The following is an 8,037-nucleotide window of genomic DNA, read 5'->3' as shown; positions in this document are numbered from 1 at the left end:
TGCCGCTGCCAGGCCTACATGCTCACCGGGGACGCCGCCAACGCAGACCCGGTGTGCGACAAGTCAGCTATGCACGACCGCGTCACTGCCGCAGTCGCCTACGCTCAAATCCCGGACGCGCAGCGCGACAACACCAAGCCGCTGATCTTCAGAGACCCCAAGAACTCCCGCGCCTTGGCGGTGTAGCTCGCCGGCTCAGTTCTTAGCGCCCAGTGCCAGCGCCGCGGCGCGCGAAATTTCGCGTTGGGCGGGGTCATGGCGAACCTGGGTGGGCCAGCCGCTGAGGTGGGTTTCGGTGATGCGGCACAGGGCGGTGATCCACTCGGGGTCGTCGTTCAGGCAGGGAATGTATTTAAACTCTTTGCCGCCTGCGTGCAGGAATGCTTCCCGCGCTTCCATATTGATTTCTTCTAGCGTCTCCAGGCAGTCGCTGGTAAAGCCGGGGCACATCACGTCTACCCGTTTTACGCCGGCCTTGCCCATCTCAATCAGGCTGGGCTCGGTGTAGGGTTCGAGCCACTTGGCACGGCCCAGGCGGGACTGGAACGTCACCTTGAACTCATCTTTCCCAAGGCCCAGCGCTTCGGACAGCAGGCGCGCGGTCTTGAAGCATTCGCAGTGGTAGATGTCGCCCAGATGCAGGGTGCGCTCGGGCACACCGTGAAAGCTCATCACCAGTTTGTCGGGGCGGCCGTTGGCCTTCCAGTGGCGCTTGACGCTGTCGGCCAGCGCGGTGATGTAGTCGGGGTGGTCGTGGTAGTGGTTTACGAAGCGCAGCTCGGGGATGGAGCGGGTGCGCGCGGCCCAGGTGTAGACCGCATCAAACACGCTGGCGGTGGTGGTGGCGCTGTACTGCGGGTAGGCCGGCACGATGAGCACCCGGGTCACGCCCTCGGCCTTGAGGGCGCTGAGTTGCGAGGCGATATTGGTGCTGCCGTAGCGCATGGCCCAACGCACGGTGGTCAGGTGGTTGCGCTGGCCCAGCCAGCCCTGAAGCAGTTTGGCCTGCTTTTCGGTCCAGATGCGCAGGGGCGAGCCTTCAGGCGTCCAGATGCTGGCGTACTTGGCCGCCGACTTGCCCGGGCGGAACCGCAGGATGATGCCGTGCAGGATGAGCAGCCACAGTACGCGCGGAATCTCGACCACCCGGTGGTCACTCAGAAACTCGGCCAGATAGCGGCGCACCGCCGGCACGGTGGGCGCGTCCGGCGTGCCGAGGTTGCACAGCAGCACTGCGGTGCGGGCTTCCTGGCCGTGGGCGTAGCTCGGCTCGGGCTTGAAGGGGGAGGGCAGGGCCATGGTTTTCAGTCTCCAGATTCGGGTGTTTGGGGGGCCAGACGGTGGGTGGGGTGCTGGCCGGTAAGCAGTAAAAACATGGCAAAGACGGGGCCTTGCATGTTGCGTTCGTCGGTGGGGCTCTCCAGCGCCTGCCAGGTGCGCGACTGCAGCCCGCCTCGGCTTCCGCTTTGCAGCGCGTAGCCCATGAGCGTCGCGGCCTGCGCCTGGTTGAGTCCGGCGGCCAATCGGGCGGCCTTGAGTTGCTGCCCGCTGGGGGCGGGCATGTCGAGCTGCAGGGGTGGCATGGGTTCAGGCATGGTGTGGTTTAGCGGGCGGGGCGCAGAGTAAGTGTGCTGCGGGTGTGGGCGAGGACGTCTTTGGAGTCCAGCCACATGGGCAAATATTCGCCCGCAACATAGGCTCTGGCCTGGTCGGAGTAGTGCCAGTCGGGCCAGACACCGCTCTGGCCCAGCGGATTGATGCCCACCGCCTGAGCGGCGTCGGCGAAGTCAATCACGCGGCGGGTGGATGGGCCGAAGGTCACCGCCCAGGGCGCGGGCCCCAGAGGGTAGGCGAAGTTGTTGGGCGTCTCGCGACCGCCGGGCACTGAGAACGGCCCCACATCAAACACGTAATTCAGCGGCTTCTGCCGGCCCAGCGGGTGGTTGTGGGTGAGGGTGTGGGTTCTGCCCCAGGTCCAGTCCAGCAGGCTGGTGCCGTAGAGGCCGGTCAGGTGCTTCAGGGTCTTGCTCCACGCGATGCGCACAATTTCAAACCGGTTTTCTTTGGCGGGTGTGCTGACATCGTCCCACCAGGGGGAATTGGCGTCGGCCGCCAGCAGAGGCAGGGCGTGGTCCAGCGCGCGGGTGTTCAATAGATTCTCAAACTGCACCGGGCCTAACTCGTCGGCGAAGGTGCCCCGGGTCAGCTCGTAGAGGAACTGGGTGAACATGGTGGCAGCAATGCTGTCGGGCGTGTAGGCGCCGTCCCAACGGGTGAGCGGCTCCATGAATGCTGTCTCGTTGGCGTCCGTCACCACGGCAGTCATCACCGGCAGCAGATCCCGCATGATGCGGGGGCCGTAGCCGTTGGTCACGTCGAGCTGCAGTTTGCGGGCCTCGGCGCTGTTCCACCGGACGTCGGCTTCGCTGAGCCGCGCATCGAGACGCTGTGCGCGGTCAGGCAGGTTGTAGTAGCCGGGCACTGGCACACCACTGGCCGGCTGGGGCTGGTGGTTGGCCGAGAAAACATAGCCGCGGGCCGGGTTTTCTTCCTGCGGGTTGAAACGGAATGCGTAGTAGGCTTTTTTGTCGGCCTCGCCCTTGGCGGCATTGAGGATGAAGGCGGGGTTGACTCCCACGGGGCGCTGCGGCAGCAGGGCGGCCGCCCACCAGCCGATGTCGCCCTCGGCATTGGCCCACACCACATTGAGGCCGGGCGCGTGAATCTTGCTGGCGGCGTTGCGGGCCTTCTCAAGGGTGTCGGCGCGGTTGAGCTCGAAAAACGCCTGCTGTATCGGGTTCTCGGTCGCCAGAAACGCCCACCACATCGATATCGGGGTGGCGCCCAGGCTGTCCTTGAAGGCGTCGTTGATGATGGGGCCGTTGGGCGAGCTGCGCAGGGTGAGTTGCACCGGCTCGGCGCCTTTGACGAGAATCTGCTCGGTGCGGCTGGTCAGGTTGACCCACGCACCCCGGTGCCAGACCTGCTGCGGATTCTGGGGGTTCACGGTCTCGGCGATGAGGTCGATATCGTCGTTCTGGAACATGGTCAGTGTCCAGCCGAAATCCTGGTTGTGGCCCAGCAGCGCGGTGGGGTTGAGGGCCTGAAAGTGGCCGTAGAGCTCAAAGTCGGGGCTGCTGAGGTGCGCCTCGTACCAGATGGCAGGTGCGGAGAAGGCAATGTGCGGGTCTCCCGCCAGCAGCGGGCTGCCGGACTCGGTGCGCCGCCCCGAGATTGCCCAGGCGTTGCTGCCTTCTAGTAATGGAATGCCGCCCAGCTCGGTGGCCTGGAGGCTGACCGCAGCAATGCGGTTCAGGCTTTGCCAGCCGGCGTCATTGAGTTGCGCCAGGGGGTTGATAACGCCCTCGGGATGCCAGCTGAGGTCGAAGTTGCGCAGGTAGTCGGGGCCGAGCTTGTCACGGATGAAGGTCATCACCGGCTCCTGCCGGAAGGCTGCGGCAAAGCTGTAAGCCAGATAGCCGGCCACGGCATAGGTGTCTTCGGGGGTGAAGGGACGGGGGGTAATGCCCAGCACATCAAATTCCAGCGGCGGGGGGTGGGATTCCTGGTACTGATTGATACCGCTGAGGTAGCTCAGCAGGGCGCGGTTGGCCGGGTCCTTGCGGTCAAAGTCGGCCACCATTTTCTGGGCGTGCTGGCGCAGGCCCATGGTGCGGAAGAGCTTGTCCACCTCCAGCAGCTTGGGGCCCAGTACCTCGGCCAGCTCTCCTTTGGCCAGCCGGCGCACTATTTCCATCTGAAACAGCCGGTCCTGGGCATGCACATAGCCCAGTGCACTGTAGAGGTCCATTTCGTTACGGGCCGAGATGTGGGGCACTCCGCGCTCATCGAAGCGGACCACCACGTCCGCGCCGAGTTTTTGTAGATACACCTGGCCGCTGCGCTCGGGCAGCTTGGGGTAGAGGTAGCGCCCGCCCAGACCGGCTGCAATCAGCACCAGCAGGGCCAGCAGCGCGCCCACCAGTTTGAGGGCCAGTTTCATCGTCGTACTCCTGTTTTTCTGCTCTCGAGTCTAGCGCGCGAGCATGGCGGCAGCCTGCAACCCGCTGCGGATGGCGCCCTCCAGCGTGGCGGGGTAGGGGCCGTCCACATAGTCGCCGCAGGCCCACAGAGCGGGCGCTATGGCGCAAGGCGGACGCAGCAGAGCGGGCGTGCAGGCGAAGGTAGCGCGCTTTTCCACCACGGTTTGCAAGGGCTGCAACGCCCAGCCGAGCTGCGCGGCAGCCTGCGCCAGGACCTGCCGCTCCAATGTGGCCTTGTCGCCGGAACTGGCGCTGACCACAAAAGCCATTAGTCCCTGCGGCCCGCCGAGCTGCCCGCGGTCCAGCACAAACTGGGCGGGGAAGTCTGTGTTGCTGCGCAGTGCGACCATGGGGCGGGGCAGGCAGGCGTTTGTGCCAAAGGCGTAAACAGTGGCAATGGACTCGTGATGCAGGGCGGCTGCAGTGGCAGCCCAGGATTTCAGGCTATTTGCTATGGATTCAGGAGCTGCATACGCAGACGCTGTAAGCGCTTGAGCCGCATTTGGCGCTGAAGTGGCCCAGATGACGGCATCGAATGCTTCGCCGTCACCTTGGCCTTCGTCCTCGCGCCTGCCTTCGCCTTCACCGTTACTTTCGCCTTCTCCGCTTTCGCCGCCTCCCCCGACTTTTCCGATGCCACTATCTCGCTCACCGCGGTGGCGCTCGAGTTCAATCTGCCAGCGTATCCGGCCCATTTCCGCTGTGGCCCCGGGTTCCGCGGTCCCGGCCTCCCGGGCATCGGTCAGCGCCCGCAGGCCCTGCACCCGCGCACCGGTACGCACCTCTGCGCCCCGCGCGGTCAGCCAGCAGGCAGCGGCATCAGGGAATAGGCGGGAGAGATCGCCTACCGGCAGCAGCAAGTCGGAACTGCCCCGCCCGCCAAAGAGCGAGTCGCGCAGCACATTCAAGAAAACCTGACCGCAGGCGCGCTCTGGGGGAGTGTTCAGGGCGGAAACGCACAGGGGCTCGATCAGCGAGCGATAGATTGCGGGGCTGATTCCGCCAATGAAGTCATTGGCCGATGGGCCCACGCCACACAGGTCAGCCACGCTGGCGCCCGGCGCGCAGCGAAACCCCGCCCTCTGCCAGCCTATGCTTGCGCGCAACAGGCTCCAGCGGTCGCGCCACGACCAGCCGCGCGCGGTGGCGATACCGGCCAGTGCGTTGAGGGGGCTCGGCCAGTCCGGCAGGGCCAGACCGGTGCCGTCGGCAAAGCGCAGGTCCAGCGGCAGGCGCCGGAGTTGCGCCGGATCCACACCGACAGTACGCATGAGTTCCAGCGTGCTGCTGTAGGCGCCAATCAGGATGTGCTGCCCGTTGTCCAGCGTCACCGGTGTGCCGCCTGGAAAAGTGCTATTGAGGGCTCTGGCCCGCCCCCCTATTGCGCGGGATGCTTCAAAAACAGTAGCGTGGTGCCCGTCCAGCGTCGCCCGAACCGCTGCCGCCAAACCGGCCCATCCCGCACCGACGATGGCGATGTTCATCCCTTGCCCAGCGCCTGCACCTTCCACGCCAGCCAGAATTTGCGCAGCGGGGTCAGGCTGATGCGCTGGTGCAGCACCTGGAAGTTATCGCGCTCAATCTCGGTCAGCAGGGCCCGGTAGATGCTGGCCATCATCAGGCCCGGCTTCTGGGCGCGGCGGTCGGCGGCGGGGAGCAGGGCCAGGGCCTCGTCGTACAGGGCGTGTGCCCGCTGTGCCTGAAATTGCATCAGCGCCACAAAACGGTCGGAGTGGGTGCGCTTGAGGATTTCGTGAGCTTTGACGTCGAACTGTTGCAGCTCGTTGACCGGCAGGTAGATCCGCCCGCGCAGGGCGTCTTCGCCCACGTCGCGCAGGATGTTGGTGAGCTGCAGCGCCTGGCCGAGTTTGTGGGCGTAGTCGGTGGTGGCGGGCTGCGTCTGGCCGAATATGCCGGCGGCCACCTCGCCCACCACGCCGGCCACCAGATGGCAGTAGCGCTGCAGGCCGGGGTAGTCCAGGTAACGGGTTTGCTCCAGGTCCATCTGGCAACCGTCAATCACAGACAGCAGCTGGCGGGCCTCTATCCGGTAGGGCGCAATGTGGGGCGCCAGCGCTTTCATCACCGGGTGGCTCGCCTGGCCCTTGAAGGACTGCTGCACCTCGTTGCGCCACCAGGCCAGCTTGGTGGCTGCCACGCCGGGGTCGACCATCTCGTCCACCACGTCGTCTACCTCGCGGCAGAAGGCGTAAAACGCGGTAATGGCGGCGCGGCGCGGCGCCGGCAGGAACAGAAATGCGTAATAAAAGCTGCTGCCCGAGGCGGCGGCCTTGTTCTGGACGTATTGCTCTGGGGTCATGAGGCTATTGTCGCCGCCCCGAGCTACTCAATTGCGGCCTCATTTCGCCCCCAGCGCTACATCCACACGGCCCGCCACAGCATGACGGCGTAGTCCCTTGGCACCAGCCGCGGACGCCGCTGCAGGGTGGCGTAGTCCATGGCGGCTATCTTGTCCAGAATACGCAGGCCGCCTTGCACCACCAGCCGCAGCTCCCAGCCGGCGCGGCCCGGCAGCCGGTGCACCAATGGACTGCCTTTTTGCATGCTGGCGCCCGCCAGTTCTGCGCAAGCTGCTATCAATTTGGTAGTGGCGGGGGTGATCTTGCGCTCCAGAATGTCCTCATCGGTTACGCCAAAGCGCGCGCAGGCATCCTGCGGCAGGTACAAGCGCCCCCGCGGTATGTCCACACTCAGGTCCTGCCAGAAGTTGATGAGCTGCAGGGCCGAGCAGATGGAGTCGCTCATGGCGAGCGAGGTCGCGTCAGTCACGCCGTACAGGTGTAGCAGCAGGCGTCCCACCGGGTTGGCCGAGCGGCTGCAGTAGTCCAGCAGGTCTTCGTGGTTGCGGTAGCCGGTGCCATCCCGGGTGTTTTCCACGTCCTGCACAAAGGCGTCGAGCAGCGCGTGCAGCAGGTCGTCGGGCAGGGCGTGCGCCTTGCGTTGGACGGCCAAGGGGCCGAACACCTGCGGCCAGCGGGCCAGCGCGGGCGCCGCGCCCTCGAGCCCGCTGCGAAACAGGGCGAGATCAGCCAAGCGCGCGGCGGGGCTGGCGTTGCCTTCATCCGCCAGATCGTCGGCGGTGCGGGCAAAGTGGTAGATCGCGGCAATGGGTGGCCGCAGACGCGGCGGGCACAAGACAGAGGCCACTGGAAAGTTCTCGTAATGGCCGATTGCGGGCGTGTTGGGCATGGGCGGGATTGTGCCCCGCCCAACTTGACAAAGCGCAAGCCGCCACTTAAATTACTAACCGGCTGGTCATTAATATGTCACGCTGCGCCGCCGCCTCTTTCCATGCCCATGGAAAGTTGCCCGGGCGCTTCTCCGCCCGCCACCTGCCCCGCCCCCGAATCACCCTCAGATGTCCCTCGCCATGCCCTTCCAAAACCTTCGCCTTGTCTTGCCCGTGATCGTGTGCGCGCTGCTGCTCGCCGCCTGTTCCAAGCCGGCGCCCACTGAAGAACCTGTGCGCGCCGTCAAGCTGATGACGGTGGGCGAGGGCAGTATCCAGACCAGCATGGAGTTCGCGGCCGATGTGCGGGCCCGTGTGGAGTCGCGGCTGGGCTTCCGGGTGGGCGGCAAGGTGGTGCGGCGCGCGGTGGAGCCCGGCCAGACCGTGAAGGCCGGGCAGATGCTGGCCCAGCTGGACCCGCAGGACTACAAACTCGCAGCCGACGCTGCCCGCGCGCAAGTAGCTGCCGCGCAAACCAACCGCGATTTGGCCGCCGCCGACTACAAGCGCTACAAAGAGCTGCGCGACCAGAACTTCATCAGCGGCGCCGAACTCGAGCGCCGCGACGCTGCACTGAAGGCCGCCCAGGCCCAACTCGAGCAGGCCCAGGCCCAGCTCAACAGCCAAGGCAATCAGGCCGGCTACACCACCCTGGTAGCTGATGTGTCGGGCGTGGTCACGGCGGTGAGCGCCGAAGTGGGCCAGGTGGTGGCTGCCGGAGCGCCTGTGGTGCAAATTGCGCAG

Annotated in this window: 7 protein-coding genes and 1 pseudogene; 2 read left to right on the top strand and 6 right to left on the bottom strand. The window is 65.7% G+C overall.

Features of this window, described 5'->3' with window-relative positions:
- A pseudogene (locus tag Q0O05_RS10385) lies at positions 1 to 186 on the top strand (pyrroloquinoline quinone biosynthesis protein PqqE); the annotation flags it as partial.
- 9 nt (positions 187 to 195) lie between these two features.
- Here Q0O05_RS10385 and hemH read toward each other — a convergent pair.
- From hemH to hpnC, 6 genes are read right to left on the bottom strand one after another with little or no spacing between them, the layout of a single operon-like run.
- Complete coding sequence (gene hemH, locus Q0O05_RS10380; protein ID WP_293662745.1) at positions 196 to 1,299, bottom strand: ferrochelatase; 1,104 nt, start codon at positions 1,297 to 1,299, stop codon at positions 196 to 198.
- Between the two features lie 5 nt (positions 1,300 to 1,304).
- The gene (locus Q0O05_RS10375; protein WP_293662743.1) at positions 1,305 to 1,595 is read right to left on the bottom strand and encodes an XRE family transcriptional regulator; all 291 of its coding nucleotides are present in this window, start codon (positions 1,593 to 1,595) and stop codon (positions 1,305 to 1,307) included.
- Between the two features lie 8 nt (positions 1,596 to 1,603).
- A complete protein-coding gene (locus Q0O05_RS10370; protein ID WP_293662741.1) occupies positions 1,604 to 4,003 on the bottom strand; it encodes a penicillin acylase family protein in 2,400 nt (799 codons plus the stop codon).
- Between the two features lie 30 nt (positions 4,004 to 4,033).
- Positions 4,034 to 5,527, bottom strand: coding sequence for an FAD-dependent oxidoreductase (locus Q0O05_RS10365; RefSeq protein ID WP_293662739.1), 1,494 nt, complete (start codon positions 5,525 to 5,527; stop codon positions 4,034 to 4,036).
- Positions 5,524 to 6,363, bottom strand: a complete 840-nt coding sequence (gene hpnD, locus Q0O05_RS10360) for a presqualene diphosphate synthase HpnD (protein WP_293662737.1) — start codon at positions 6,361 to 6,363, stop codon at positions 5,524 to 5,526. The genes Q0O05_RS10365 and hpnD overlap by 4 nt, the downstream gene beginning before the upstream one ends.
- A gap of 56 nt (positions 6,364 to 6,419) precedes the next feature.
- Positions 6,420 to 7,253, bottom strand: a complete 834-nt coding sequence (gene hpnC / locus Q0O05_RS10355) for a squalene synthase HpnC (protein WP_293662735.1) — start codon at positions 7,251 to 7,253, stop codon at positions 6,420 to 6,422.
- 181 nt (positions 7,254 to 7,434) lie between these two features.
- Between hpnC and Q0O05_RS10350 the strand changes: the two genes are divergently transcribed.
- Positions 7,435 to 8,037: efflux RND transporter periplasmic adaptor subunit (locus Q0O05_RS10350; protein WP_293662733.1), on the top strand; the 603-nt coding region annotated here is incomplete at its 3' end.

The organism is Rhodoferax sp. OV413 (genome assembly GCF_945881795.1).
Classification (GTDB): Bacteria; Pseudomonadota; Gammaproteobacteria; order Burkholderiales; family Burkholderiaceae_C; genus Allorhodoferax.
This window is presented reverse-complemented; position numbering and strand designations above follow the sequence as displayed.